This is a genomic window from Methylocystis sp. (assembly GCF_021731785.1).
Taxonomy (GTDB): domain Bacteria; phylum Pseudomonadota; class Alphaproteobacteria; order Rhizobiales; family Beijerinckiaceae; genus Methylocystis.
In genome coordinates this window covers 1-26,177 of the sequence record NZ_JAKFWS010000068.1, presented here as the reverse complement: position 1 = coordinate 26,177, position 26,177 = coordinate 1, and the positions used below count along the sequence as shown (strand labels likewise).

Here is a 26,177-nt window from a genome sequence, read left to right as displayed (position 1 = left end):
TAATATAGGCCGGAATTTAATTCTTGTCAGAACCTCTCAGGAAGCTCGGCATCAGGCTCGACAGGCCGCCGCCGCTCGAACGGGCGACGGTGCTGGGCGCATTGGGATTGCCGGTCTGGGCGACGGGATCGGCCTCGGTGCCGCCACCACCGCCCCAGCTTAACGGATTCCACCAGCTCTTGCCGGACTTCTCGTTATAACTGCTCAGATCCTTCGTCGGCTGACGATAACCTTCCGGAGGTTCGACGAGCATCCGGCGCGGCGCCACGTCGGGTTCGGCCGCGGCGTTGCGGGTGCGCGCCATGAGAACGCGCTGAAGCAGACCCGGCTCGTCGTCCGTTCCCGCCGCCGCGGTCGGACGCGGACCGCGAAGCCGCTCGAGAAGACCTTTCTTTGGGTCTGGCGGCGGCGCGTCGGGAACGCGCGCGTAGCGATCGGCGTTGCGGCGCCGCTCCGACGACAGTTCGGTTGGCCAACCGCCTGGCCGCTCGGCCCGCTCCCGCGGCGACGGAAGGTCACCGGCGCTCGGCGGCAAGACGAGCCTGGGTCGTTCGCTGTAATCGATCTTGCTGGCCGCTTCGTCGGAAGACGCGCCAACCATCTCCATCATCGCCGTCCACGTGGATTTGTCGTCGCCGGCCAGAGCTGGCGCGGCCTGGATCGCCGCGAATCCGGCGAGAACGTAAAGGGCGCAGCGCTGCGACTGAGCAAGCTTCATCTGTCGGACTCCGTTGGGCTCCGGTTACTTGGCGCTACATGGCCGCGACTTATTGGCGATTTGGTGGCGAAGGCCGGGCCTAAAGCTGGACCCGAGCATGTTCAGGTCCCGGCCCGCCGCTCCTGCGGCAGGAAAAATCCCTCAAAGACCAGCAGCGACACGCCCAAAGTGATGAACACATCGGCCAGATTGAACACGTAATTGGCCAGCGGCCCGACCGGCAGGCTGGTGTGGAGATAGAAGAAGTCGGCGACGGCGCCGCGCGCGATCCGGTCGGCGGCGTTCCCGAGCGCCCCGCCGATGATGAGACCGAGCGCCAGAGCCGTTGCGCGGCTCGGCGTGCGGACCATCCAGATCGCCAGACCGGCGACGATCGCGCCCTGGACGGTCAGCAGCGCCAGTCGCGCCATTGTTTCATGGGCCGGAAACAGGGAATAGGAGACGCCGAAGTTCCAGGACAGAACGACGTCGAGGAACGGCGTGAGGCTCAACGGCGGGCGGGCGGCGACGTCAAATATATGGAGCATCCAGAATTTATGCGCCTGATCGAACGCCAGAGCGGCGAGCGCAGTCACGAGGCCCAGGGACCTCGGCGAAAGGGCGCGCAGCTTAAAGTTTAGAGGCAAGCGGGGAGTCTCCGACCGGGGCGCAGCAATAAGGCCGGCCGGGGAAAATGCAAAATTCGCTGCCGCCGCATGCGGTTCAAATGCCAGCCTTTGGCCAAGGCTTTTTGCCCCTCCACTTCATCAACGGCCGGAAGTAATCTTTCCCGCGCAAGCGCGCCGGGCAAATCACTCGGCGGGACAATTCGTCTGAACGCCATGACCCTCGACGCATTTCGCAAATCGCTTTCCGCGGACGAGCCCCCGCTCCCGCCGCCACTCCGAGCGCTGTGGTTCGACGCCAAGGGCGACTGGAACGCCGCGCATAAATGCGTCGACGACAAATCCGATCCCGACAGCATGTGGGTGCACGCCTATCTTCATCGCAGGGAAGGCGATCTTTCGAACGCCCTCTATTGGTACCGGCGAGCGGGGCGAGAACCGCACAAGGGCGCGCTCGAAGACGAATGGTGCGAGATCGCCGCAGCGCTGCTGTCGCAAGCGGCGCCATGACCGCGGGGCTGGCCGAAGCGCGGGAATTGCTGCGCAGCAAATTCGGATTTTCGGACTTTCTGCCGGGGCAGGCGGAAGTCATCGACGCCATTTTCGCCGGCCGCGACGCCATCGCCGTCATGCCGACCGGCTCAGGCAAATCGCTCCTCTATCAGCTGCCGGCCGCCGCTCCGGGGCCCGGACTCGTGCTCGTCTGCTCGCCATTGATCGCGCTGATGCGCGACCAGCTTCGAACCCTCGCCGACAGCGGCGTCGGCGCGGTGGCGCTGCATTCGATGCAGGAGGACGACGAAGCTGCGGCTTCGATCGACGCCGTCGCGTCGGGCCGGGCAAAGCTTCTTTACGCCGCGCCTGAGCGTCTTGCCCAGGAGGGAACGCAGCATTTATTGCGCAGCATTCGCATCAAGCTGTTCGCGATCGACGAGGCGCATTGCGTCTCGCATTGGGGCCATGAATTTCGGCCCGACTATCGCGCGCTCGGCGACATCGCGCGAAAGCTCGGCGCGCCGCCGACGCTCGCCGTCACCGCGACGGCCGGTCCGCGCACCCGCGACGACATCGCCCGCACCCTGTTTTCGCGGCCGGCCGAGATTTTTTTGCGCTCCTTCGCGCGGCCGAATCTATCCCTCGATTTCGCGCAAAAGCGCGCCGGCCCGCGCCAGATCGTCGAATTCGCGCGTAAGGGCCGCGCGCCCGGCAAGGAAAGCGGGATCATCTATTGCAACTCGCGCAACAAGACCGACGCGCTCGCCCGCGAGCTCTCGCGGCTCGGCTTCGACGCGCTTCCCTATCATGCCGGGCTCGACGGCCCATACGCGCTCGGAGAGTCAGGACGCGTTCTTTACCCGCAAGGGCGCCGTGATGGTCGCGACCATCGCTTTCGGCATGGGTGTCGACAAGCCGGACGTGCGCTTCATCGTTCACGCCGATCTGCCGACCTCGATCGAGGGCTATTATCAGGAGATCGGCCGGGCCGGACGCGACGGCGCGCCGGCGCGCGCGCTGACGCTGTTCTCGCCCGCCGAGCTGGCCCTGCGCTGGCGCATTCCGCAAACCGCGCAGGAGAATGAGGCGGCCGCGGGGGATTACGCCAGACGCCAGGCGATGGCGCGGCTGGCGGCGGCGCCGGGCTGCCGCTTTCAGCGCCTCCTCGCCGAATTCGGCGAAGACAGCGCGCCTTGCGGGAAATGCGATCACTGCCGCGGCGGACCGCTCGCTTGGCCTCGCCGCCTGTCTTCGCTTGCGCTCGGCTGGCGCGCGGATTTCACAAGCGGCTTCGCCAATCGCGGCGACCTCCCGGATGTCGAGGAGACTGTTCCTCAGATCGCGGCGGCGCCGGTCATTCTGTCGACTCAGCCGGACGAGCCGCCGCTCACGGTCGACCAGGCGCGCCTGCTGCGCGCGCTGGAGGCCGAACGACGAGCTATCGCAAAACGGCGTGGGCTGGCGCCGCGCGCGGTCGCCTCCGAACAGGCGCTGCGCGCGCTCGCGCGCGAAAAACCGGACAGCGCCGGCGATCCGCTGCTCAGCGGGATCGAAGACGCGGCGGCGCTGTTACGGGTGATCGGCGAAGCCCGCTGAGGCGTCGCCAAGGGTTTCGTTTGGCGCCGCAACACTGTAGTTAGGGCTCTCATCCCGTTCCCCCTTCCGAGGTCATGTCCGACAACTCGCCGCCAAACGCCGCCGAACTGCGTCAGGTCATGTTCGGGCTCGGCCTTGCGATGCTGCTCTCGGCCCTCGATCAGACGATTGTGGTCACCGCCATGCCGACCATTGCGGCGGACCTCGGCGACCCTCAGGATCTGCCCTGGATCGTGACGGCCTATCTCATCGCCGCGACGGTGGTGACGCCGCTTTACGGCAAATTCGCCGATGTCTATGGGCGGCGACGCGTCATTCTTGTCGGCGTGGCCACGTTCGTGATCGGCTCGGTCGCCTGCGCCCTGGCCCCGAGCATGGCGGCCCTAGCGGGCGCGAGAGTCGTTCAGGGGCTGGGCGGTGGCGGCTTGATTTCGCTTGGCCAGACGATCGTCGCCGATCTGGTTTCCCCCCGCGAGCGCGGCCGATACCAGTCCTATTTTGCCGTCGTGTTCATCACGTCGAGCATCGCCGGCCCGACGCTCGGCGGCGTTCTTGCGCAATTTTGGCATTGGTCGCTGATCTTCTGGATCAATCTGCCGCTTGGCCTCGCGGCGCTGCTGATCGTCAATTCCCGGTTGAAGCGTTTGCCGGAGCTGCGCCATCCGCATCGCGTCGATTATCTGGGGGCCGCGCTGCTCATCGCCGCCTCAGGGCTGCTGGTTCTGGCGCTCGGCTGGGGCGGCGTCCGCTTTCCATGGCGGTCGGCGGCGATTTGCGGCCTCCTGGCCGCTTCGGCCCTCGCCTGGTCGCTTTTTGCCTGGCGCACGGTTCGCGCCGAGGAGCCGCTGATTCCCTTGCGCATCCTCGAACTCCGGATCGTGCGCGACGCCATTCTGTCGAGCTCGTTTGGACTTGGCGGCTTCGTCGGCCTCTCTGTCGTGATGCCGATCTATTATGAAGTCTGCGCCGGCATGAACGCCAGCGATTCGGGGCTGACGCTCATTCCGCTGATGGTCGGCACTGTCGCCGGCGCGACGGCGTCCGGACGATTGATGGCGCATCTCAAGCATTACAAGGCCGTCCCGCTGCTGGGGCTCGGCGCCGGCTTTCTCGCCGCGCTTGGCGCGGCTTGGATGATGAAGGCGGGCGCGGACCGCTCGCTGCTGTCGCTCAACGCCCTGCTCACCGTCACGACCTTCGGGATTGGCGCGATGCTGCCGATCGCCACCGTTTCGGTGCAGAACGCCGTCGATTCGCGCGACCTCGGCACCGCGACGGCGTCGATGCAATTCTTTCGGCAACTCGCGGCCGGCGCGATCGTCGCGCTGTTCGCCGCTTTAGCGATCGGCGGCGGCCGGGCGCAATTGCTTGAAGCGCTGAAGGCGGACGCCGACAGCGCCGCTTTGTTTTCGAGCTTTCGTCTGGTTTTTCTCGCGCTTGCCGTCTGTGTCGGCTTGTCCTTTGTTTTCCTGGCGCGCATGGAGGAGCGACCGCTGCGCGGCGAGCGACGCGTCTGATAAGCTCGATTTTCGACGCGCCTTTTCTATTTGCCCCTCTGGCATGGAATTTTCTAGAAAGAGCGCGCCATCCCGCGCCGCAAGGACCCTTCCATGGCTTCTCTCGATAGTTTCAACGCCTGTCAGACGCTCGTCGTCGGCGACCGGTCCTATCAATATTTCTCGCTAAAGGCGGCGGAAGAGAACGGGCTTCGAGGCGTCTCCCGCCTGCCCTATTCGCTTAAGGTCGTTCTCGAAAATTTGCTGAGCAACGAAGACGGCCGTTCGGTCACCAAGGCGTCGATCGAAGACTTCGCCAAATGGCTCGAGGAAAAAGGCAAGACCGAGCGCGAAATCGCCTTCAGGCCGGCGCGCGTGCTGATGCAGGATTTTACCGGCGTGCCGGCGGTCGTCGATCTTGCGGCGATGCGCGACGCCGTGGTCGCGCTCGGCGGGACCGCGCAGAAGATCAATCCGCTGGTGCCGGTCGATCTCGTCATCGACCATTCGGTGATCGTCGACAGTTTCGGCACGCCGCAGGCGTTCGCCCGCAATGTCGAGCTGGAGTATGAGCGCAACGGCGAGCGCTATCGATTCCTGAAATGGGGCCAGTCGGCGTTCGACAATTTCCGCGTCGTGCCGCCCGGCACCGGCATCTGCCATCAGGTCAATCTGGAATATCTCGGCCAGACCGTCTGGACGCGCACGGAGCGGATCGACGGCAAGACGGTCGAAGTCGCCTATCCCGACACGCTGGTCGGCACCGATTCGCATACGACCATGATCAACGGCCTCGCCGTTCTCGGCTGGGGCGTCGGCGGCATCGAGGCCGAAGCCGCGATGCTCGGCCAACCGCTGTCGATGCTCGCCCCCGAGGTGATCGGCTTCAAGCTCACCGGCGCGCCGAAGGAGGGCGTGACGGCGACCGACATCGTTCTGACCGTCACCCAGATGCTGCGCAAAAAGGGCGTGGTCGGAAAATTCGTGGAGTTCTTCGGCGACGGCCTCGATCACATGAGCCTCGCCGATCGGGCGACGATCGCCAATATGGCGCCTGAATATGGCGCGACCTGCGGCTTCTTCCCGATCGACCAGGAGACGCTCGCCTATCTGCGAATGTCGGGGCGCGCCGACGACCGCCTCGCGCTGATCGAAGCCTATGCGCGGGCGCAGGGCATGATGCGCGAGCCCGGGGTGCCCGATCCGGAATTCACCGACACGCTGACCCTGGACCTCGCGGAGGTGACGCCTTCTCTCGCCGGTCCGAAACGCCCGGAGAGCCGCGCGTCGCTTTCGGATGTCGGCTCGGCGTTTCTTGGCGCGCTCGCCACCGAATATAAGAAGGAAGACGGACTCGGGCAGCGTTACGGCGTCGAAGGCGAAAGTTTCGACCTCGGCCACGGCGACGTCGTCATCGCCGCGATCACTTCGTGCACCAACACATCCAACCCGAGCGTGCTGATCGGTGCCGGACTGCTAGCGCGCAACGCCATCGCCCGCGGCTTAAAGACGAAGCGCTGGGTGAAGACCTCGCTTGCCCCGGGCAGTCAGGTCGTCGCGCAATATCTTGCGAAGTCCGGGCTGCAGAAATTCCTCGACGATCTCGGCTTCAATCTCGTCGGCTTCGGCTGCACGACCTGCATTGGCAATTCAGGGCCGCTGCCGCCGGCGATCTCCAAGACCATCAATGCGCATGACCTCGTGGCGGCGTCGGTGCTGTCGGGAAATCGCAATTTCGAAGGGCGCGTCAATCCGGACGTCCAAGCGAATTACCTCGCCTCGCCGCCGCTCGTCGTCGCCTATGCGCTCGCCGGCACGATGGCGATCGATCTGACGAAAGAGCCTCTCGGGCATGACAGCGCCGGGTCGCCGGTCTATCTGCGCGACATCTGGCCGGCGAACGCCGAGATTGCGACCTTCGTCCGCGATCAGGTGACGCGCAATCTGTTTCGCGAAACTTACGCCAACGTCTTCTCTGGCGACGAACACTGGCGCGCGGTCGAAGCGCCAAGCGGCGAGACCTACCGTTGGGACGATCAATCCACCTATGTGCGCAACCCGCCTTATTTCGTTGGACTTGAGCGCGAGCCCAAACCGGTCGAGGACATCGTCGGCGCGCGCATACTCGCGCTCTTTGGCGACAAAATCACCACCGATCATATCTCGCCGGCAGGCTCGATCAAGGCGGCGTCGCCCGCCGGCAAATGGCTGATCGAGCATGGCGTCGCGCCCGCCGATTTCAATCAATACGGCACGCGGCGCGGCAATCATGAAGTGATGATGCGCGGGACTTTCGCCAATATCCGCATCAAGAATCACATCATGCGCGACGAGAGCGGGCAAACGCCGGAAGGCGGATTGACCAGGCATTATCCGGGCGGCGAAATCATGCCGATCTATGACGCCGCCATGCGCTACGGCGCCGAGGGCGCGCCGCTTGTCGTGCTCGCCGGCGCCGAATATGGCAATGGCTCGTCGCGCGATTGGGCGGCGAAGGGCGCCATGCTGCTCGGGGTTCGCGCCGTGATCGCCAAGAGCTTCGAGCGCATCCACCGGTCCAATCTTGTCGGCATGGGGGTGCTGCCGCTCACCTTTGCGGAAGGCGCAGGCTGGGACACGCTCGGGCTGAAAGGCGACGAGACGGTGACCATTCATGGCTTGCGCGAGGGACTTGCTCCGCGCAAGACCTTTATTGCTTCAATCGCTTTCCCGGATGGGTCCACTCAGACCGCAAAGCTGCTCGCGCGCATCGATACGCTGGACGAGTTAGAATACTTCAAGAACGGCGGCATTCTTCCTTACGTGTTGCGACAACTCGCCCCTTAAATCTCGCGAAAAAACGATTGACTTGCTCATGGTCCTCGGACAGCGTTAGCGAGCTTTGCGTTGAATTCGGGCCGCTGCGGTTGGAATGCGTTCAACGCAGCGCTCGACAAAAAGAAAAAGTCACGACGCGAAAAAGAGGAAATCAACATATGAATAAATACGCCCTAACGGCGGCCGCCGCCCTGTTTCTTGCGGCGACTGCGCCGTCGTTCGCTTTCGACGCCGCCGTCGGTCAGCGCGCGCAGAGCCAGGCGACGCGCATCAGCTGCGACACGCATGCCGAGGACGACCAAGCGGTTTGCGCGAGCAAGTGCGAGGACGCCTATCTCAAGGATCAGCAGTCGATCACCGCCGACATGGCGACCGTGAAGGCGAACAGGAAGGCGTGCGACGAGAAGTGCGGCTGCCCGCAGAACTCCAAGAGCCTTTAAAAAAATCGCTTTGACTTGAGCCCAAGGGGCGCGCGAACCCTCGCGCGCCCCTTTTGCGCTGCGACAACAGGCGCACGAGAAGTCGCGCCGGCGCCCCCAAGCTACTGGAAATAAAAGATCTTCTCTCCAACGGAGTCGTTCATTGAAGGACCGGCGCGCACCGTCGCAGAAGTGACGCGCAATTGACAGGAACGGTCACATACGACATCGTCCCGCCGCTCATTGCGTTATGTGAGGCCGTTGCTGTTCCAAGGCGGGAGGGGTCGAGCGCAGGCGCAGTCTAGACGCCCTACGGGTAAGTAAAGGAAACGACCAAATGAAGAAATTCGCCATTATGACGGCGGCTCTCCTTGTCGCCGGCATGATCAGCCCGGCATTCGCGGATTGCGACGTTCACAAAGCGGACGAAGACAAGCAGGCCAAATGCGCTGAAAAATGCGACGACGAATACCTCGCCCGCAAGATGAATTATGCCTCTAACCAGGCCGAAGTCATCGCCAATAAGAAGGCCTGTGACGCCGCCTGCGGCTGCCCACAGAACACGAAAGACAAAGACTAAGTCCGCCGAGCCCTCGCGAGCGAGGACCGGTCTAAACTTCGGGCGCGCAAAGATTGCGCGCCCATAGTTTTTTGAGGACGCGCTTACTGCGAGTAGACGTTGCCGTCCGGGCCTTTCCAACCGCTGCCCGCTTCATAGAAGCGATATTCCTCATCGAACTGAACTGTCGACCCCGGCGCGATGTATTGCCTGCCAGGCGGATCGGCGCTGCGCGGCGCAGTCACATAATGATTGCTCGGCGAACAGCCTTCGGGAAATTTTCCACCCTCTTCAGGCTTGCATTCGAGATTTGCGCCTTCCGGGAACTCGACCCGGGCATTGAAGAAAATCTCGTAGCCCTTTTCTCCGGTGGCGTGCATCTCGAGACGCTCGGCCATGGTCTGTTTGAATTCGCCGATCTTGAACGGCTTATCGAAGCGCTGCTTCAGCAAGTTCTCGAAAATCTGCCGTGCATGCGCTTCGGTCGGATAGCAACCCCCGAACATGCAAAAAGCATTTGCCGGGATCGCCGAAAGCGACGCCAGCAACGCCGCGACGACAAGTTTGATGAAAGCGCCACGCATGATTCCACTCCCTCGGCCTTTATGATTTCGCCGCCCAGCGCGCGGCTTTTTGCAAACCTATAGCATCTTATCGCAGCGTCGCGGCGCGTCTAAAATCCTGGCGCGCGGCTCGCGAAAAAGCGGAGCCCGGGTTTTCGCATCAAGCGCGCATATGGTTTTGAGATGATCGCTTTATCTGCAGCTGCGTGATTGCGCCCGAATGTGGCGCGATCTAGCGGCCTTCGGGCGTCATCGGGTTGCCCCAAAGATCCTTGACCTGGTCGAAGTGGAGCGCAGGATCATAGCCCTCGGCGGTAAGGCCGAGCCACGCCGAAGAAAGCCGTCCCAGCGCGGAAAGCACGGCGTAGGAGGCGACGACGCGGTCGCGTTGCGCAACCAGGAGCCCAAGACGCGCATTCAACAGCTCCTGTTGCGCGTTCAAGATTTCAAGCGTCGTTCGCTGGCCGGCCTTGGCTTCTTCGCGCACGCCATAGAGCGCGCGCTCGGCGGCGGCAATCTGGGTTTGCGCCGCGGCGATCTGGGTTTTGGCCGCCTGCAGCGCGCCCCAATAGGCGCGCACCAGCGAGAGAACTTCGGCGCGCGCGACGTCAGCGTTGAGCCGGCGCTGGCCGGCGGTCTCCTTGGCTTGCCGCACGCGCGAGGAGGTGAGGCCGCCCTCATAGATCGGCACGTTGAGACGTCCGCCGACACTGGCCCCGATGTTGCGGTTGCCGACGCCGGCGACGTCGGTCTGCGTGAAAACATCGCCGACGATCGACAGCTTGGGCATGAACTCCGCCTCAAGCGCCTTGATGTCGAGATCGGCGGCGTCGGCGTCGTGCAGCGCGGCAAGAATGAACGGGTGCTCGCTTTGGGCGATGCGTTCCGCTTCTTCGCGCGACTTCGGCAGCAATCGGTCGATCGGCGCGCCGGGCGAAAGCTTGGTCGGCTCGACGCCGACGATCTTACGATAGACGCCGATGCTGGCGTCTAGCGCCGCGCGCGCGCCGCCGACGAGAGATTTGCCGCCCGCGAGCCGCGCCTCGGCCTGGGCGATGTCGGTCAGCGTGATCTGGCCGTATTCGTAGCGCTCGCGCGTCTGGCGCAATTGTTCCTTCAGAACCGCAACATTGCTTTCCTGAAGTTTAAGCGACGCGGTGTCGCGCAGCACGTCCATATAGGCGGTGACGGCGTCGAACAAGACGCGCTGTTCGGTGAGGCGCAAACGTTCGCGTCCCGCGAAGACGCCGGACTCTGCAGCGCGCGTTTCATTCTGGGCCTTGAAGCCGTCGAAAACCGGCTGCTCGATGGTCAAAGTGGCGGAGCGAGGAATGCTCCCGCCGTTCTGGATGCTCTTCGTGCGGGCTCTGAAACTGGGGTCGTCGAGATCGACGTCGCGCTGTTGCGTGATGTAGCGGTTCCGCTGCACGCCGAGATAGCCGTCGGCGGAAACGCGCGGCCGCATGCCGGCCTGCGCTTGCGGCACGCCTTCGTCGATCGCGCGCAGTTCGGCTCTGCCAGCGTTGAGCTGCGGATTGGCGTCATAGGCGCGACGCATCGCGCCCATCAAGGTTTCCGCGCGCGCCGTCGCTCCCGCTGCAAGAAAGCAGATCATGACCGAGGCGACGCCGCGCAGGATCACCGGTCAACCCCCGCTTTGTTGCAGGGAAGTCGACTCCGGCGAACGACTGAAGAACGCGTAAAGGGCAGGCAGCACCACAAGCGTGAGAAGCGTCGCGCTGATCAGCCCGCCGATGACCACCGTCGCGATCGGCTTTTGCACTTCGGCGCCGGTGCCGGTCGCAAGCGCCATCGGAAGGAAGCCGAGCGACGCTACCAGAGCCGTCATCACGACGGGCCGCAGGCGGGTCATCGCGCCCTTGAAGATCGCCGGAAGCTCAGGCATGCCGCCTGCGATCAATTGCGAAATATAGGTGCGCATGACCAGGCCGTTCAGCACGGCGACGCCCGAGAGCGCGATAAAGCCGACAGCGGCGGAAACTGACAGCGGCATGCCGCGCAACCACAGCGCGGCGACGCCGCCGGAAAGCGCCAGCGGCACCGCCGTGAACACCAGCAGCGCGTCGCGCACAGAGCCAAGCGCGGAATAGAGCAAGAGAAAGATCAGGAAAAAGCAGACCGGGACGACGATCGTCAGGCGGGCGCGCGCCGTCGCGAGATTTTCGAACTGGCCGCCCCACGCGATCCAGTATCCGGGCGGCAACGTCACTTTCGACTCGATCTTCGCGCGCGCGTCCTCGACCACCGAGGCGATGTCGCGCCCGCGAACATTCGCCGTGACCACCACCCGCCGATGGCCGTTCTCGCGTGAAATCTGGTTCTGGCCGTCGACGATCGAAAATTTCGCCACCTGCTTGAGCTGCACGACCGGCGTCACGCCGGCCGCGGAAGGGAGCGCGACAGGAATCGACTCCAGCGCCTGCGCGTCCTCGCGCAAATTGTCCTGCAGGCGAACGACGATCGGGAAGCGGCGATCGCCTTCAAACACCACGCCTGCCCTCTGGCCGCCGATCGCCGCGCCGATCACATCTTGCACCGCCCCCACGCTCAAACCGAGGCGGGCGATCGCGGCCTTGTCGACGGCGATATCGAGAATCGGCAATCCGCCCACCTGTTCGACCTTGACGTCGGTTGCGCCTTTGACCGAATTGAGAATGCCGGCGATCTGATGGGCCGCCTTCAACATGACGTTAAAGTCTTCGCCGAACACTTTGACGGCGATGTCTCCGCGCACGCCGGCAAGCAATTCGTTGAAGCGCAATTGGATGGGCTGCGAGAACTCATAGGCGTTGCCCGGCAGTTGCGTGAGACGCGCGCCCATTTTTTCGATCAGCGCCGCCTTGTCGAGACCCGGATCGGGCCAGTTCTCTCGCGGCTTCAGCATAATGAACGTGTCAGTCAGATTCGGCGGCATCGGATCGGTCGCGATCTCAGCCGTGCCGGTCTTGGAGAAGACGTAGTCGACTTCAGGGAAACTGCGGAGCGCGCTCTCGATCTCGAACTGCATCGCCTGCGACTGGGTAAGCGATGCGCTGGGAATTCGGTTCGCCTGCATGGCGAGGTTCTTCTCGTCGAGCGTCGGAACGAACTCTTCGCCCAGCGTCGGGTAGAGAAGCGCCGCGAGGACGAAGGCGCCGGCGCCCATCGCAATCGGCTTCAATGGCGCGGCCATCGCCCATTTCAATATGGGTTCATAGGCGCGTTTCAGCGCGCCAACGACCGCGTTTTCTGATTCGCCAATGCGTCCGGAAAGCGCGATGGCGATCATCGCCGGAAAGAACGTCAGCGATAGAACGAACTCGGAGGCGAGCGCCATGATGACGGTCATCGCCATCGGATGGAACATCTTCCCTTCGATCCCCGAAAAGGTCAGGATCGGCACATAGACGAGAATGATGATCGCCTGCCCGTAGACCGTCGGCCGCCGCATCTCGACCGCCGAGTCGATGACCGTGGTCAGCCGTTCTTCGAGCGTCAACGCGCGGCCCAAAGCGCTCTGACGCTGCGAAAGCCGGCGCAGGCAGTTCTCGATGACGATGATCGCGCCGTCGGCGATCAATCCGAAATCGAGCGCGCCGAGACTCATCAGATTGGCGCTGATCTTTCCGGCATACATGCCGATGCCGAGCAACAGCATCGTCAGCGGGATCACCATCGCCGTCACGAGCGCGGCGCGGAAATTGTCGAGCATGACAAACAGCACGAGGATGACCAGCGCGGCGCCCTCGATCAGATTCAAGGCGACCGTTTTGATCGTGGCGTTGACCAGCAGGGTGCGGTTCAAGATCGTGCGCACTTCGACGCCAGGCGGCAGCAGCCGCCGGATTTCGCCCATCTTCGCATTGACGGCGCTCGACACTTCGCGGCTGTTGGCGCCGATCAGCATCAGAGCGGTGCCGATCACCACCTCTTCGCCATTCATGCTGGCGCTGCCCACCCGCAACTCGCGTCCGACGCCGACCTCGGCGATATCCTCGACGCGCACGGGGGTGCCGCCTCTCGTCGACACGACGACCTTGGCGATATCGTCTATGGACTCGAGCCGCCCTGGACTGCGCACGACGAGGCCCTCGCCATTGCGCTCCACGTAGCCTGCGCCGCGGCTGATATTGTTGCGTTCGATAATGCCCGCGAGATCGGCGAACGACAGACCGAGAGCGAAGATTTTGGCCGGGTCGGGCTGAACGTGATATTCCTTGACGTAGCCGCCAAGCGAGTCGACGCCGGCGACTCCGGGCACCGTGCGCAACAACGGCCGAATGATCCAATCCTGCACGGTTCGAAGATAGGCGGTCATTTCGACCAAGTTGCGCAGTCTTTGCCCCTCCGGCGTCAGATAATCGCCATTGCTCTGCCAGCCCGGTTTTCCGTCCGGCGCGGGCTCATCCCCGCCTCTCGGCGCGTAGGCGACCGACCACATGTAGATCTCTGACAGGCCGGTCGCGACCGGGCCCATGTGCGATTCCACGTCGGGCGGAAAATACTCCTTGGCGAGCGTCAGGCGCTCTGCGACCTGTTGGCGGGCGAAATAAATGTCGACGCGGTCGGCGAAGACGGCGGTCACCTGGGCGAAGCCGTTGCGCGAAAACGAGCGGGTATATTCGAGCCCGGGTATTCCCGCGATGGCGTTCTCGATCGGATAGGTGACCTGCTTTTCGATCTCGAAGGCGGAAAGCGCGGGCGCAAAGGCGTTGATCTGCACCTGATTATTGGTGATGTCGGGAACCGCGTCGATCGGCAATCGCATGAGCGACCAGACGCCAAGCGGCACGGCGAGCGCCGTCAACAACACGACAAGCCAACGGCTTCGGACCGATAGGGCGATGAGATTCTTGAGCATTGGCGCCCGCTAGCGCGCGAGGCTGCGGTTATGGGCGCGCGGTCGAAGCGTCGTCCATAAGGTCGGGGGATGAAAGCCGCCGGTCCGCATCATTCCTCCGGAATGTTCTGCTTGCCGAGTTCCGCCTTTAACAGAAAGACGTTGGAGACGGCGATTTCTTCGCCTTGCGTCAGGCCGGAGACGACTTCGACCGAGTCATCGTCGCCTCGACCGAGTTCGACCTCGCGCTTTGCAAAGCCGTCGGCCGTGCGAACGAAGACATTGGGCTTGCCGTCGATCATCATCACGGCCGAGCGCGGAACCTTAAGCTTCACCCGCGCTTGCTTGAGCGAGATTTCCGCTTCGAGAAGACTGCCGGGCCGTAACGAGAAATCCGGATTGGCGAAACGCGCAAGGACATGGCCCGAGCGCGTCTCGCGCGTGATCATCGCATTGACGTAGGTGATCTTGCCTTCGAATCCGCGACCTTCCGCGTTTTGCAGCCGAACCTCCTGACCCTCGCGCAACAGGCCAAGATCGGCGGCGGGCACCGCGAGTTCGACCTCTACGACCGAGAGATCGGAGATGACGTAGAGTTCCTTCGCCTGCCCTTCGCCGCCGACCGGCTGTCCGACGCTGACCAAACGCTCTATGACCCTTCCCGCAATCGGCGCGCGAATCTCTTTGCGGCGAAGATCGGCGATCGGCTGAGACGGCAGGGCGGCGATCTCCTGTTCGCTCATGTCCAGAGCGGCGAGCTTCTGCCGCGCAAGGTCGAGCTTTACTTTCGATTCCATGAAGACCGCCTTGGCTTTCAGGAACAGCTGCTCGGCGGTGATCTTCTTTTCGAAAAGGCCCTTCTCGCGCTGATAAAGCACATTTTGAAGTTCGAAATTCGCCAGCGCGGCGAGGTATTCGCTCTTCGCCTCCGCCACTTCGCGCGAGTCGATGATCGCAATGGTTTCTCCGCGCGCGACGCTGTCGCCAAGACGCTTGCGCAGTTCTTCGACGACGCCCGTGACCTTCGCGGCGACCCGCGCGATTTTGTCCGGATCCGGCTTGACCAGGCCGGGCGCCGTGAGCCGGCGCGTAATGTCGCCTGGGCCGACTGGATTGACTGAGATTTTTGATGTCTCGATCTGAGCGGGGGAAAGTCGGACTTCCCCTTGGGCGGCCTCCGGCTCGGTCGCCTGGCTTTTTCGATCGGGCGTCATCCGGACGCTGATCGCGCTGAAGAGCGAGGGCAGCGCGGCGCCAATCGCAAGGCTCGCGAGGATGGCGAGTACGAGAACGGTCCTTTTGCGGATCATGGTGGCGAAGTCAGCTCCGTCACGAGCGCTCTGAATGGCGTAGCATTGGCGCGCCGCCCGAGCCATTGGCCGCCGCAGCGAAAGCGGGGGATATCGCGCGTCCGGCTTCCCATTCCTTAAAGGAGTTGGCCGGCGCGGTCCATGCAACGGATCGCGGCTCTTTCACACATCCCGCGAATATCAAAAGGAAAAGCCCGGCCGTCTGGCCGGGCTTCATTAGATAGAGTCTTTTCGCTGGGTCGCGCGCTCAGTATTTGGCGAGCACCGGCGCCGGCGCGCTGAACAGGTTCATCCGATAGTTGAGGCCAACGCGCGCCACGTGGAAGCGGGTCGAGACGCTGGTCGTCGCGCTGTTGAAGAACGGCGCGGTGGTAGCGAACGGTCCGGCCGAGAACGTCGTCGTACCAAGCCCAAAGGTCGACAAGGTCGTGCGGCCGAGATCGACATAGTCATATTCGAGCTTGAACGACCAGTTCGGGAACATCAGCGGCGCATATTCGAAGCCGCCGCCGACAGTCCAGCCGGTTTTGATGTTGTTATAGCTCGCGACGCCGTACGCGCCGGAGGAGACGGTGTTGGGCCCGAAGAAGAAGCCGTTGATGCCGCGCACCGAACCATAATTGAAATTGGTGTTGGCCTGGCCGTAAGCGAAGCCGCCGGTGGCGTAGATCATCAGGTTCGGCAGCACCGGCGTGACGCCGATGCGGCCGCGGACCGTGCCCCACCAATCAACAGAGCTGTTGACGGTGCCGCCGCCGGCATAAGCGCTCGACAGCACGGCGCCGACGAAGCCAGCGGGGATCGTCCCGCCCGGACCCCAGCCGGTGTTGTTGGACTTAATGCTGGCGCCCTGGATGTCAGTCTCCACGCCGACGACGAACCAGGGATTGAACTGATAATTGTAACCAATCTGGCCGCCGCCCGTGACGCCGGTCAGGTTGGTCTGGCGCTGCCATGCCACGCCGCTGAAGATTGGGGTTCCCAGAGCGGAGTGGATGTTCTCGCGAGTCCACTGGCTGTCCCCATTGCCAAAAGCGCCGCCGATGTTGACGCCGACATAGAGGCCGGTCCAGGTGAACGGCGGAGGCAGGAGCGGCGGAGGAGCCTTGTAGTGAGGAAGGTCGGCGGCGAGCGCCGATCCGGCGGAGAGCGCCAGCGCGAGGCCGGCGGCGACAGGCAATTTGGTCATTGGTGACGTCCTCATCAAAATTTCAGTTCCTGCGGCCCGCCGTCGCCCCAACGATCTTGCCGAAATAAGATCGCCGCCTCTGCGACATCACGCCGATGCATTGATGATTACGTTGTAACCGTTCCATGGGTCAATCAAAACGCCGCGGTTTTGGGCCTTCACAGGCGCTTTTGCTGAAGGGCGTGACAAATCGGCAACAGCGAAAAGACTCGATTTCGCCACGTCTTCGCGCACGCAAATTCATGAATTGCCGCGCTCCTTGCGCAGTCGGTCCCAATAGTCGAGGCGCTTGGCGATCTCGCGCTCGAAGCCGCGCTCGACCGGCCTGTAGAATTTCTGTGGCGACAGCGAATCCGGCCAGTAGTTCTGACCCGAGAAGGCCTCGGGAGAATCATGGTCGTATTCGTAGTCCGCGCCATAGCCCTCTTCGCGCATCAATTTCGTCGGCGCGTTGAGAATGATTTTCGGCGGCGTCAGCGAGCCCTTCTCCTCGGCGACGCGTTGCGCGCGCTTATAGGCGACATAGGCGGCGTTGGATTTGGGCGCGGTCGCCACATAGATCACCGCCTGCGCCAGCGCGAGTTCTCCTTCCGGGCTGCCGAGAAAATCATAAGCGTCCTTGGCGGCGTTGGCGACGACGAGCGCTTGCGGATCGGCAAGACCAATGTCCTCGACGGCCATGCGCACGATACGTCGCGCGAGAAACAGTGGATCTTCGCCGGCGGCCAGCATGCGCGCGAGATAATAGAGGGCGGCGTCGGGATCGCTGCCGCGGACGCATTTATGCAGGGCGCTGATGAGATTGTAGTGGCCCTCCTGCGCTTTGTCGTAAATCGGCGCGCGGCGTTGCACGACCTCGACTAGCCCGGCGCGATCGAAGATTTCGCCGGGCTTCGCAGCGCGCCAGATTTCCTCGGCCAGCGTCAACGCCGCGCGGCCGTCGCCGTCCGCCATGCCGACGAGCGCCGCGCGCGCGTCCGCGTCGAGCGGCAGCGGCTTGGCTTCCGACTGTTCGGCGCGTTTGAGCAATTGGACGATCGCCGCTTCGTCGAGCGCCTTGAAGGTCATCACCCGCGCGCGCGACAGCAGCGCCGCATTGAGTTCGAAGGAGGGGGTTTCCGTCGTCGCGCCGATAAGCGTGATGGTGCCGTCCTCCATCACCGGCAGAAAGGAATCCTGCTGCGCGCGGTTGAAGCGATGAATCTCGTCGACGAACAGCAAAGTCCCCTGGCCGGCGGCGCGGCGGGCGCGCGCCGCCTCGAACGTTTTCTTCAACTCCGCAACGCCGGAGAAGATCGCCGAAATCTGCACGAAGGCGGTTTTGGTTTCATGCGCGAGCAGCCGGGCGACCGTTGTCTTGCCGGTCCCGGGCGGTCCCCAGAAAATCAGCGAACCGAGCGCGCCGGCGCGGATGAGCCGCGTCAGCGCGCCGTCCGGTCCAAGCAGATGGTCCTGGCCCGAAACCTCATCGAGACGGGTCGGCCGCAGGCGGTCGGCGAGCGGACGCGGCGCGTCTTCTTCGAGCTTTGCGGCTTGGAACAGATCGGCCATCGTCACTGACTAACATAGCGACGCGCCTTGCTTGAGAGAATCTCTGGAGGCGGAGCTAAAAAGCGCGATCTCCTGCGCGGACCGAATTCTCGATCGGCTAGCGGATTCTTTTCGCGTCATGCCCGCGCTTGTCGCGGGCATCCACGTCTTATGGCGCGCCGCCAACAGTGCGAAACATGCGCGTGGATGGCCGGGCCAAGCCCGGCCATGATGGTTGTAAAACCATTAAGGAGTCGAAGACGATGCCCGGCAAGGCTCAGGCGCAGCCGCTAAATGCAGCCTAGCCGATCTCGACGATCCGCGCGCTGTGGTGGATGACCTCCGCCTTGTCGCCGACGGACTTGCCCATCAGCGCCGTTGCGAGCGGCGCGACATAGGGAATTAGCCCCTTCGTCGGGTCGGCTTCGTCTTCGCCGACGAGCCGGAAGCTGCGGCGCTCGCCGTCGTCAAGTTCGATAACGACGCTATGCCCGAATCGAACGACCGAATGATCGGCGATCGGCCGGATGACCTCGGCGCTCGCCCGGCGCGCCGTCCAATAGCGCAAATCGCGCTGCGCGAGCGCCAGCCCGTGATTGTCTTCGGCCGTCGTGGCGCGTTCGATCTCCTTGTGCAGGCGCGCAAGCTCGCCTTCAATCTGCTGAAGGCCTTCGGGCGTCACCAGATTGCGATGCGGGCTGATCGGCCGGTCAGGCAGATCCTCGCGCGGATTGTCGTCGTCCTGTTCCTTGGTGAAAGCCGAACTCATGCGCCTTTGACCTCTGGTTCGCCGCGCCGATGCGGCGATCGTCCTTAACAAAAAATAATCGGCCCAAGCGGGCCGTTCGCCGGCATTAGACCCGAGACGGGCGCGCTTGTCGAGAAATTGACGAAACGATGCGACGATTTGCGCTTTTTGAAATGGCTTAGCTTCAAAAAAAGGTTAGCGCCGCCGCCTCAAAGGCCGAGCTCAGAAAGGCCCGGATGATCCGCGGGACGCGGGCCTTGCGGCCAGCGATATTTCCGCTCGCCTTCGCCGATCGGCAGATCGTTGATGCTGGCGATTCTCAGCCGCATCAAGCCGCTCTCGTCGAACTCCCAATTTTCGTTGCCGTACGCGCGAAACCAACTGCCCGAGTCGTCATGAAACTCATAGGCGAAGCGCACCGCGATCCGGTTGTCGCGAAAGGCCCAGATTTCCTTGATCAGCCGGTAATCCAATTCGCGGCGCCATTTGCGGGTGAGAAAAGCGACAATCTCATCGCGGCCGACGAGAAACTCGGTTCGGTTACGCCAGCGGCTGTCGATCGTATAGGCGAGCGACACGCGCTCCGGGTCGCGCGTGTTCCAGGCGTCCTCGGCCATGCGCACTTTCTGCGTCGCCGTCTCGAGCGTGAAGGGCGGAAGGGGCGGTCGCGACATCGAGCTATCCTCAGTCGAGCGAAATCCTATCAGCCTGCATCCCTCGCTGGAAGGTTCAGTCCCATGTCGACGACGATGCGTCCGCGAATCTTTCCCTCGACGATCGAGCGGGCGCGATCCAGCGCCGCGTCGAACGGAATGATTTCGCTCATCGCATCGATCAAGGCAGGGTCGAGGCCCTGCGCGATTCGGGTCCAGGCCGCACGCCGCAAACCAATGCGCGGGCGCACGCTTTCGACGCCAAGGAGCGACACGCCGCGCAGAATGAAAGGCGCGAGATTGGCCTTAAGCTCCATGCCGCCGACATTGCCACAAGCGGCGACGGCGCCGTCGATGCGGATCTGCGCGAGAAGATTGGCGAGCGTGACGCCGCCGACAGTGTCGACGGCGACGGCGAAGCGCTGCTTTTGCAGCGGCCTTCCAGGAGCGTCAAATTCGTCGCGGCCGATGATTTCGGTTGCGCCCAGGCGCGTGAAATATTCCGCTTCGGCCCCTCGTCCGGTGACTGCGGCGACGCGCCAGCCGGCCTTGGCGAGCAGCGCGACGGCGAATGAGCCGACGCCGCCTGCCGCGCCCGTGACAGCCGCAAGCCCGTCCGACGGCCGCGCGCCGTGACGCTCCAGCGCAATGATGCAGAACATGGCGGTCAGCCCAGCGGTGCCGACCGCCATCGCCCGCGCCGGCGTCAGCGGCGGCGGCAATTTCGCAAGCCAATCGCCCGAAAGCCGCGCCCTTTGCGAAAACCCCCCGTAATGCGCTTCGCCGAGGCCGCAGGCGGTAGCGACCACCATGTCGCCGGGCGCAAATTCCGGATGCGCTGACCGCGTCACCCTGCCGGCGAGGTCGACGCCCGGAATCATGGGGAAGCGGCGCACCACCGGCGCCTTGCCGGTGACGGCGAGACCATCCTTGTAGTTGATCGCCGAGAAGGCGACGTCCACGTCAACGTCGCCCTCCATCAGGTCACCCTCGTGCATCACGACGTAGTCGGCATGGTGGCCGTGATCGTTTTTGTCGATGCGAATCGCTTTGAAATCGGTCACCTCGGCGTCTCCCGCGCGCGTGCGCGCCTAAAGCGGCGCCTTCTAGCGGAGAAAAAAAGTCAAAAAAAAGGAAAACATTGCGCTGTCTTCGCCGTAAAGCCCCAATTCGTTTCCGATCAACTATGGAGAATTAGGTCACGGCAATAGTGCATAATATTTCTTGATGAAGTCGCAGCATTCTGTTAGGCAATCTCCAAGTAACGGGGGCGCGGCGATTCTTATCCAGTGAAGCATTGACAAAGGGCGGTGGGGGCAGCGTCCATCTCATAAGAAAGTGGTGAGCAATCCGATGACTCAAACGAACAGCATTGAACTCGCGGCCGACATCGTCTCCGCCTATGTGAGCAACAATTCAGTTCCCGCCGGAGAATTGCCCGGGCTCATCAGCGACGTATACAACGCCCTCTTGCGCGTTGACTCGGGCTCCTCGGCAGCGCCGGCAGAGCCGCCGAAACCGGCCATCGCCGTCAAGCGGTCGGTGACGAACGATTACCTCATCTGCCTTGAAGACGGAAAGAAGTTCAAATCGCTCAAGCGCCATTTGCGGACGCAATACGGGCTGTCGCCCGAAGACTATCGGGAGAAATGGGGACTTCCTGCCGACTATCCGATGGTTGCGCCCAATTACGCTAAGGCGCGGTCCAATCTCGCCAAGCAGATGGGGCTCGGCCAGCAGCGCCGGCGTCGAGGAAAGTAAAAAGGCGGCCACATCGGCCCCTTTTCCAATTGAACGAAAAACCGCGGCGCACGCTGTGGCCGCGGGTCATTGCTGATTGCGACGCTCGAACGTTTCACGTCTCTTCGTCGGTTTCAATGTCGCCGTCGATCAAGCCGGAAACGTCGTCGTCGGCTTCTTCTTCCTCAAGGAAGGTGTCGTCTTCGGCGTCGTCCGCCTCGATCTCCACCTCATCCTCGACATCAATCGATTCCGCGGCGGCCTCGGTTTCTTCGACTTCTTCGAGCGACACCGTGTCAACGCTCTCTTTTTCGAGTTCGCTCTCTTCTTCTTGCACTGCGCGCGCCGCCGCTCGCGTCAGCGCGACCACCTGATAGATCGCGCCGCATTTCGGACAGGCGATCGGATTCTTGTTGAAGTCATAAAATTTCGTCCCGCAGGACTGACATTGGCGTTTGGCGCCGAGTTCGGGTTTGGCCACGATCGAATGGTCCTCGAGAAGCGGCGTGGGAACGCCCCGCCTGTATTGAGAGACTATGTGGGCGCTCCGGTTAGTGGCGTCCCGCGTCGCTGTCAAATGGGAAATGCATCGTCGGCGGGCCCATTGCCAAGCGGCGCGCGGATTGGCATAGAATCGCCGCCGCGCGGGTGTAGCTCAATGGTAGAGCAGCAGCCTTCCAAGCTGAATACGAGGGTTCGATTCCCTTCACCCGCTCCAGCTCCTGCGAAATTTTTTCGTTCGCGCGATCGAGTCGTGAGCCGTCGGCCGCGGTTCTAACGCCGTAGCGGCAGATTCGCGGATTTCTCGGCGCCAGTTCGTCCTGGCTCGATATGACAACGTTGCGGCCTCCCGTTTACTAGTTTCGCGCACGCGCCAGGCCGACGAAGGCGTCGCGATGTCGCGATCCAGGCGGAGAAACGCCGGGCCCCTTGGTTCGACCGTCCCAGAGAAGGACGCCTAGTTAAGCATGCTTGTCTGTTTGGACCGCTTTTCGGCCGTCGTTGCCGGGTCGACCCGCCCGAAAGGTGGCGGAAATCCGCTGGAACGCAACGCCAACCGATGCCGAACGCTGATTCGTGCGCGCTGCGTTCCCGGTTGATCCCAAAGCTTAACAGCAATGGGATGAACCTGCCAATCTTCGCCGTTGACAGAGGCCGAGAAAGGAGTCCGGCGGCGATCTCCCCGAGACGCGCTTCGCCAAGGCCTATGGCGCGCCTACTCTGCAATTTCTAGTGCTTTTGAGTGGGCCGGCGTCCATATATTGGTGGAACAGACCGTGACTCGGCGAGAGTCAGCGATTCGGGCGCGATTCGTTCGCCGGCTGTTCAGAAAGTAAAGTCGCGCGCGGCGCCAAGTTTCGATATGAAACGAAGGCGCTCCTCGCGCGTCAGGCAGCAAAGAAAAAATGACCCTCGCGCCGACTTACCCGGCGAACCGCGCCGCCCCCCGCGCAAGATCGTTCGACAGGGGCGTCGCGGCGGTGCTCGGCCCTACCAACACCGGCAAGACGCATCACGCCATCGAGCGGATGCTGTCCTTTTCTTCCGGCGTCATCGGACTGCCGCTGCGCTTGCTCGCCCGCGAAGTATACAATCGCGTCGCCGAGCGCATCGGCGCCGACAATGTCGCGCTCGTCACCGGCGAAGAAAAGATCAAACCGCGCGCCCCCGCCTTTTGGGTCGCAACGGTCGAAGCGATGCCGCGCGACGTGCAGGCCGATTTCCTCGCCATCGACGAAATACAGCTCGCCGCCGATCTCGATCGCGGCCACATTTTCACTGACCGGCTGCTCAATTGGCGCGGACGCCAGGAAACCCTTCTAATCGGCGCGGCTACGATGGCGCCGCTCGTTTCGGAACTCTTTCCGAACGCGCCGATCTTCACGCGCCCGAGACTGTCGGAGCTTTCATTCGCAGGCGACAAGAAAATCTCGCGTCTGCCGCCACGCAGCGCCATCGTCGCCTTTTCCGCCGAAGAGGTCTATGCGATCGCCGAATTGATCAAGCGCCAGTGCGGCGGGGCGGCGGTCGTGCTCGGCGCGCTGTCGCCGCGAACGCGCAACGCGCAGGTCGAGATCTATCAGAGCGGCGACGTCGACTATATCGTCGCGACCGACGCCATCGGCATGGGTCTCAATCTCGACGTGGATCATGTCGCCTTTGCGTCCGATCGCAAATTCGACGGGCTGAGACACCGGCGGCTGACGCCCGCGGAATTCGGACAGATCGCCGGCAGAGCCGGCCGCCACATGAGCGATGGCTTTTTCAGCGCGACGGCCCGTTGCCCGCCTTTCGACGACGAATTGATCGAGTCCCTGGAGGACCACCGTTTTGACCCGGTGAAGACGTTGCAATGGCGAAGCGGCGCGCTCGATTTTTCCTCTATCCAGTCGTTGATCCACTCGCTCGATCAGGCGCCGACCCATCCCGATCTGGTTCGCGCCCGCCTCGCCGACGATCAAAGAGCGCTTGAAGCCGCGAGCCGCGACGAAATCGCCCTGCGCAACGCCAAGGCGCCGGCTGACGTGGCGCGGCTATGGGAGGCGTGCCAGATTCCCGACTACCGCAAGACGTCGCCCGCGGCTCACGCAGAGCTGGCGCTGGCCGTGTTCGCCTTCATCGCGCGGCGGGGCAAGATCCCCGAGGACTGGATGGCGCGGCAAATCGAGGCCGTCGACCGCATCGACGGCGACATCGCCACGCTGTCGAGTCGTCTGGCGCAAGTGCGCACTGCAAGTTTTATCGCCAACCGTTCCGGCTGGCTCGACGACTCCGAGCATTGGCAGAGCGTCGCGCGTCGGGTAGAGGACAGCATATCCGACGCGTTGCACGACCGACTGACGCAACGTTTCGTCGATCGCCGCACCAGCATGCTGGTGCGCCGCTTAAGAGAGAACGCGATGCTCGAAGCCGAAATCAACGCCGCCGGCGACGTTATGGTCGAAGGCCAGCACGTCGGAAGCCTTCAGGGCTTTCGCTTCACGCCAGATCCTGGCGCGGCAGGCGAAGCGGCGAGGGCGCTGAACGCGGCGGCGCAGAAGGCGCTTGCGGGAGAATTCGAGGCGCGCGCGACTCGCGTGTTCGACGCGGTCGACGACGCCTTCGCGCTCGGCAATGACGGTCTCATCCGCTGGCTCGGCGAACCTGTGGCGAAGATCGCCGCCGGCGCCAGCGCGCTGGCCCCGACGACGCGGGTGCTCGCCGACGAACAGCTCGCGGGCGCCGCTTTGGAAAAGGTCAAGCAGCGCCTCGATCTTTGGCTGGCGCAGCATGTCAAAAAGCTGCTCGGGCCGCTGGAGCAGCTCGAAAAGGGCGAGGGGCTAGAGGGCGTGACGCGTGGCGTCGGCTTCCAGCTTGCGGAAGAACTCGGCGTGCTGGACCGCGCGCGCGTCGCTAAAGAGGTGAAGGGGTTCTCGCAGGAGGACCGCAGCGCGCTGCGCAAGCTCGGCGTGCGTTTTGGCGCCTATCACATCTATCTGCCCGCGCTTCTCAAGCCTGCGCCGCGCACGCTGTCGGCGCTGCTTTGGGCGCTGCATCATGGCGGGCTCGAAAATGTGAAGGGTCTTGAAGAGGTGCCGCATCTTGCGGCCTCGGGACGAACCTCCTTCGGCGCCGACGCATCCATCCCCAAGGCTTTCTATCGAGCCGCCGGCTTTCGCGTTTGCGGCGAGCGCGTCGTCCGCGTCGATATTCTCGAACGTCTCGCCGATCTCATCCGGCCGGCGATCGCCTACCGTCCCGGACTTACGGCGGGCGGGCCGCCGCCCGGCGCCGCCGACGCCGACGGCTTTGTCGTCACCGTTGCAATGACGTCGCTCACCGGCTGTTCGGGTGAGGCTTTTTCCTCGATCCTCAAGTCGCTGGGCTATGCGTCGACGCAACGTCCCGGACCCGCCATCACCGTGGCAATCGTGCCGGCGGCGGCGATGGAGCCTGTGACGCCCAAGACCGAGACCGCAGCGCCGGAAGCGGCGGGCGAGGACGCGGCTTCCGACGCTCCCGCCGAAACGCCGGTTATGGCGGCGCAGGCTTCCGACGAGCCGCCATCGGCGACATCGGCTGAGCAGGCTCCCGTCGAGACGCCAGCGCCCGAGGAGGCGCCAACGATAGAGGCGCCAACATCCCTCGCTGTTGAAGAACCACCCGCAGGGGAGGAACTCGGGCAGGACGCTGCGGCCGCCGAAGCGCAGGTCGAGGGCGGATCGACCGATGCCGCGCCGGCCGCGCCCGAGACCATTGAAGTCTGGCGCCCGCAGCGCCACGCCCATTCGGGCCCGCGCGGCCGCGAAGGCGGCGCGCAACGCACGGCGCGAAACCAGGGCGCGGAGGACAAGCGGCCGCCGCGCCGCGACCAGCGGCCGCGCGCCGAGCCGCCGGGCAAGGAAGGGCGTCCTGCCGGCAAGCCCCGTCCTGAGGGCCGGCCGTCGCGCGACGACGCCCGCCCGCATCGAGCTTTCTCCGCTCCGGAACGTCGCGAGCGCCAGCCCGACCCCGATTCGCCTTTCGCCAAGCTCGCGGCGCTCAAGGCCGAGCTTGAGAAGAAGGGCAAATAGCGGCGCCGGCGCGCCGCTTCCGTCGGCTTCGCCATCGTATTGCCAACAGTGAGGCGGACAACTATTGCTTCCCCGGGGGGCGGGCGCGGCCTAGAGCACGCTACGAAAGAGGAACCCGGTTTTTCGCGCAGAGCGCGCTCTAAGCTCTGAGATCGATCGCGTCATCCGCCTTTGGCCGATTCCGCCCAAAGGCGGCGTGATCTAGTGCTAGAGGGGCTGATGAAGAAGATTTTGCCCGTGATTATGTGCGGCGGGTCGGGGACGAGGGTGTGGCCCGAGTCGCGCGAGACCTTGCCCAAGCAGTTCATTCCGCTTGTCGGCGAGCGCTCGACCTTCCAGACGACGA

Annotated in this window: 21 protein-coding genes, 1 tRNA gene and 1 pseudogene; 11 read left to right on the top strand and 12 right to left on the bottom strand. The window is 63.6% G+C overall.

Annotation, left to right across the window (positions count from 1 at the left end; all coding sequences use genetic code 11):
• Nucleotides 1-16: 16 nt before the first annotated feature.
• Together QZ964_RS12495 and lspA are read right to left on the bottom strand one after the other, a co-directional pair.
• Nucleotides 17-718, bottom strand: coding sequence for a hypothetical protein (locus tag QZ964_RS12495; RefSeq protein WP_292531988.1), 702 nt, complete (start codon nucleotides 716-718; stop codon nucleotides 17-19).
• A 101-nt stretch (nucleotides 719-819) separates the two neighbouring features.
• Complete coding sequence (gene lspA / locus QZ964_RS12490; RefSeq protein WP_292531987.1) at nucleotides 820-1,293, bottom strand: signal peptidase II; 474 nt, start codon at nucleotides 1,291-1,293, stop codon at nucleotides 820-822.
• 246 nt (nucleotides 1,294-1,539) lie between these two features.
• Here lspA and QZ964_RS12485 point away from each other — a divergent pair, with 246 nt between their 5' ends.
• The 7 genes and pseudogenes from QZ964_RS12485 to QZ964_RS12455 all read left to right on the top strand — a co-directional run bounded on the left by QZ964_RS12485 (nucleotide 1,540) and on the right by QZ964_RS12455 (nucleotide 8,726).
• Nucleotides 1,540-1,833 carry a hypothetical protein gene (locus QZ964_RS12485; RefSeq protein ID WP_292531986.1) on the top strand — a complete coding sequence of 98 codons (294 nt, stop codon included), beginning with the start codon at nucleotides 1,540-1,542 and terminating at the stop codon, nucleotides 1,831-1,833.
• Nucleotides 1,788-2,579 (top strand): annotated as a pseudogene (locus QZ964_RS12480) (RecQ family ATP-dependent DNA helicase); the annotation flags it as partial. The gene QZ964_RS12485 and the pseudogene QZ964_RS12480, both read left to right, overlap by 46 nt.
• A gap of 115 nt (nucleotides 2,580-2,694) precedes the next feature.
• Nucleotides 2,695-3,414 carry a helicase-related protein gene (locus QZ964_RS12475; protein ID WP_292531985.1) on the top strand — a complete coding sequence of 240 codons (720 nt, stop codon included), beginning with the start codon at nucleotides 2,695-2,697 and terminating at the stop codon, nucleotides 3,412-3,414.
• A 74-nt stretch (nucleotides 3,415-3,488) separates the two neighbouring features.
• Complete coding sequence (locus QZ964_RS12470) at nucleotides 3,489-4,931, top strand: MFS transporter (protein WP_292531984.1); 1,443 nt, start codon at nucleotides 3,489-3,491, stop codon at nucleotides 4,929-4,931.
• 93 nt (nucleotides 4,932-5,024) lie between these two features.
• A complete protein-coding gene (acnA, locus tag QZ964_RS12465) occupies nucleotides 5,025-7,736 on the top strand; it encodes an aconitate hydratase AcnA (RefSeq protein ID WP_292531983.1) in 2,712 nt (903 codons plus the stop codon).
• A gap of 149 nt (nucleotides 7,737-7,885) precedes the next feature.
• Entirely contained in the window at nucleotides 7,886-8,167 is a 282-nt protein-coding gene (locus tag QZ964_RS12460) for a hypothetical protein (RefSeq protein WP_292531982.1), read from the top strand.
• Between the two features lie 316 nt (nucleotides 8,168-8,483).
• Nucleotides 8,484-8,726, top strand: coding sequence for a hypothetical protein (locus QZ964_RS12455; protein WP_292531981.1), 243 nt, complete (start codon nucleotides 8,484-8,486; stop codon nucleotides 8,724-8,726).
• Nucleotides 8,727-8,809: 83 nt separating this feature from the next.
• Here QZ964_RS12455 and QZ964_RS12450 read toward each other — a convergent pair whose 3' ends face one another.
• From QZ964_RS12450 to QZ964_RS12410, 9 genes are all read right to left on the bottom strand, one after another.
• Entirely contained in the window at nucleotides 8,810-9,289 is a 480-nt protein-coding gene (locus QZ964_RS12450; RefSeq protein ID WP_292531980.1) for a hypothetical protein, read from the bottom strand.
• A gap of 211 nt (nucleotides 9,290-9,500) precedes the next feature.
• Nucleotides 9,501-10,910 (bottom strand): TolC family outer membrane protein, encoded by a 1,410-nt coding sequence (locus QZ964_RS12445; RefSeq protein ID WP_292531979.1) that lies wholly within the window; start codon nucleotides 10,908-10,910, stop codon nucleotides 9,501-9,503.
• A gap of 3 nt (nucleotides 10,911-10,913) precedes the next feature.
• Nucleotides 10,914-14,129: a CusA/CzcA family heavy metal efflux RND transporter gene (locus QZ964_RS12440; RefSeq protein ID WP_292531978.1), complete on the bottom strand. Its 3,216-nt coding sequence runs from the start codon at nucleotides 14,127-14,129 to the stop codon at nucleotides 10,914-10,916.
• A gap of 89 nt (nucleotides 14,130-14,218) precedes the next feature.
• Nucleotides 14,219-15,418 carry an efflux RND transporter periplasmic adaptor subunit gene (locus tag QZ964_RS12435; protein WP_292531977.1) on the bottom strand — a complete coding sequence of 400 codons (1,200 nt, stop codon included), beginning with the start codon at nucleotides 15,416-15,418 and terminating at the stop codon, nucleotides 14,219-14,221.
• A gap of 247 nt (nucleotides 15,419-15,665) precedes the next feature.
• The gene (locus tag QZ964_RS12430) at nucleotides 15,666-16,607 is read right to left on the bottom strand and encodes a porin family protein (RefSeq protein WP_292531976.1); all 942 of its coding nucleotides are present in this window, start codon (nucleotides 16,605-16,607) and stop codon (nucleotides 15,666-15,668) included.
• 240 nt (nucleotides 16,608-16,847) lie between these two features.
• Nucleotides 16,848-18,158: a replication-associated recombination protein A gene (locus tag QZ964_RS12425; protein ID WP_292531975.1), complete on the bottom strand. Its 1,311-nt coding sequence runs from the start codon at nucleotides 18,156-18,158 to the stop codon at nucleotides 16,848-16,850.
• 280 nt (nucleotides 18,159-18,438) lie between these two features.
• Nucleotides 18,439-18,906 (bottom strand): transcription elongation factor GreA, encoded by a 468-nt coding sequence (greA, locus tag QZ964_RS12420; RefSeq protein WP_292531974.1) that lies wholly within the window; start codon nucleotides 18,904-18,906, stop codon nucleotides 18,439-18,441.
• Nucleotides 18,907-19,094: 188 nt separating this feature from the next.
• Nucleotides 19,095-19,559, bottom strand: a complete 465-nt coding sequence (locus tag QZ964_RS12415) for a nuclear transport factor 2 family protein (protein ID WP_292531973.1) — start codon at nucleotides 19,557-19,559, stop codon at nucleotides 19,095-19,097.
• A 29-nt stretch (nucleotides 19,560-19,588) separates the two neighbouring features.
• Nucleotides 19,589-20,602, bottom strand: coding sequence for an MDR family oxidoreductase (locus QZ964_RS12410; RefSeq protein ID WP_292531972.1), 1,014 nt, complete (start codon nucleotides 20,600-20,602; stop codon nucleotides 19,589-19,591).
• A gap of 289 nt (nucleotides 20,603-20,891) precedes the next feature.
• On the opposite strand from QZ964_RS12410, the gene QZ964_RS12405 reads away from it, so the two are divergent.
• A complete protein-coding gene (locus QZ964_RS12405) occupies nucleotides 20,892-21,299 on the top strand; it encodes a MucR family transcriptional regulator (protein WP_292531971.1) in 408 nt (135 codons plus the stop codon).
• A 94-nt stretch (nucleotides 21,300-21,393) separates the two neighbouring features.
• Here the strand turns inward: QZ964_RS12405 and QZ964_RS12400 are convergent, their stop codons facing one another.
• Nucleotides 21,394-21,759 carry a TIGR02300 family protein gene (locus QZ964_RS12400; RefSeq protein ID WP_292531970.1) on the bottom strand — a complete coding sequence of 122 codons (366 nt, stop codon included), beginning with the start codon at nucleotides 21,757-21,759 and terminating at the stop codon, nucleotides 21,394-21,396.
• 163 nt (nucleotides 21,760-21,922) lie between these two features.
• Here QZ964_RS12400 and QZ964_RS12395 point away from each other — a divergent pair.
• The 3 genes from QZ964_RS12395 to QZ964_RS12385 form a co-directional block, all read left to right on the top strand.
• Nucleotides 21,923-21,996: transfer RNA gene (locus QZ964_RS12395), tRNA-Gly, on the top strand.
• A 688-nt stretch (nucleotides 21,997-22,684) separates the two neighbouring features.
• Nucleotides 22,685-25,831 (top strand): helicase-related protein, encoded by a 3,147-nt coding sequence (locus QZ964_RS12390; RefSeq protein ID WP_292531969.1) that lies wholly within the window; start codon nucleotides 22,685-22,687, stop codon nucleotides 25,829-25,831.
• 219 nt (nucleotides 25,832-26,050) lie between these two features.
• Nucleotides 26,051-26,177, top strand: a 127-nt coding sequence (locus QZ964_RS12385) for a sugar phosphate nucleotidyltransferase (protein WP_292532029.1), incomplete at its 3' end; no start/stop codon positions are given.